Consider the following 1,702-nt stretch of genomic DNA (forward strand, 5'->3'; position numbering starts at 1 on the left):
TGGATGCAGTTAGTGCGAGTGCATTGCAACCCGAAATTACTAATTTAGGTTCAACGCCAGAAACAAGAGAACTATCACATGAGGAGATTTTGTCGATTGTACGTGCTTTTGGAGATACAACAAGACGAGCGATTGAAGCCGGATTTGATGGCGTCGAAATTCATGGGGCACATGGATTTTTAATTCAAAACTTCTGGTCGCCAGCAACGAATCAACGGACGGACCCATGGGGAGGATCACTTGAAAATCGCTTGCGTTTTCCATTGGCGATTATTAACGAAATCAAAAATGTCATTGAAAAACATGCTACAAAACCATTCATTTTAGGATACCGATTTTCACCTGAAGAATCCTCCAAAGTGGACGGATTACGTATGAAAGACACGTATGAATTAATCGATATTCTTGTTGAACAGGATTTAGATTATATTCATGCTTCATTAGATAATGTGACTTCAAAGCCAGTAGATAGTCAAGATGAAAAAACACGGCTTGAATTAATTCTTGAAAGAGCAAACGGTAAGATACCTGTGATGGCTGCTGGTTCCATACTAACACCGGATGATGCTCTTCAAGCTGCGGAATTAGGATTGCCGCTAGTCGCCATTGGGCATGCGTTAATTATGGATCCTAACTGGGTTGAAAAGGTCGCAAATGGACGTGAAGCCGAGGTAGATTCTGAGTTGAATGTTTCGAAACTCAACCAGCTTAATATTCCAGAAAAACTTTGGAATGTAATTCAAGTAATGCCTGGTTGGTTTAATATTGGGAAATAAAAAGTAGTCCTAAAGGCTACTCAGATTGACGAGAAACCCACGTCTTTTATGAGACTTCGGGTTTCTTTTGCTAATTCTAAGGTGCTCCGTTCATCCGTAGTTCGGTAGGGCAATTCTTACTGTTGCGGACACACATACTGCGAATATTTCGATCTTGAAGGGGTACCACCAGCAAAACGCAGATTTACAACGCTAAGGAATTCTGAGTACAAAAATAGCCGGTTTTCACACGTTAAGGGTATAACCGGCTTTTATGCTATCCTTGGTTCAGCGGACGTAATGTTTCTAAGATACTAGGCGTTGCATCAGCCATTTTTGTTAAGCCTATATTGGTACCCATAGCCATGAGCGATGCCAGAACAATCGGTTTTTCTTCGGATTTAGGTTGACGATTGGTTGAAGCATGAATGAATTGCTCGTCAAACCCAGTCCAACTTGCTACTTCTAAAAGTAGGTCTGGTAGCTTTACCCGTGGCAACATGCCGTAGAGAGCAGCGCTATATTGTTTCGCCTCTTCTGGAACATCTTTTTCAAGCCGATTAATATGTAGTCTACCTTTTTCAACGTTTACTCCATCAAGCGCATCGATGTTGTCACCAATCTTAAACCGGAAGAGCTCGAGAGAAGAATCGGTCTCTAAAAGGAGATTTTATTTTTTTTGAAGAAGAAATAATAGATGTGATTATCTATTTTACATTGCGGTGGCGGTCATTTTGACCGCCGTTTCTAATACAATAAAGAGCTACAGTTCGCATCAACTTAATCTGAAATAATTAAGTTTTAATTTTATAGAGTTGCCATACATGTTTGTGTCGCTTCGAAAAGTACATTGTGTAAGTTTGTAAAAAAATATAAAAAGCGAATAGGTGTGATTGAATCAGGTGGCACGAAATTCATATGCGGGGTAGGCAATGAAAAAAGTCAGA

The 1,702-nt window shown here is 40.1% G+C and carries 1 protein-coding gene and 1 pseudogene; one reads left to right on the plus strand and one right to left on the minus strand.

Going from position 1 to position 1,702, the window contains the following annotated elements; genetic code table 11:
* Positions 1 to 776 (plus strand): oxidoreductase (locus GRP75_RS26180; protein WP_160790799.1); only part of this gene is annotated, 776 nt, incomplete at its 5' end.
* A 289-nt stretch (positions 777 to 1,065) separates the two neighbouring features.
* Here the strand turns inward: GRP75_RS26180 and GRP75_RS26185 are convergent.
* Positions 1,066 to 1,377, minus strand: a pseudogene (locus tag GRP75_RS26185) (Tn3 family transposase); the annotation flags it as partial.
* Positions 1,378 to 1,702 lie beyond the last annotated feature (325 nt).

This window comes from Paenibacillus sp. OT2-17 (genome assembly GCF_009827695.1).
GTDB lineage: Bacteria > Bacillota > Bacilli > Paenibacillales > Paenibacillaceae > Paenibacillus > Paenibacillus polymyxa_B.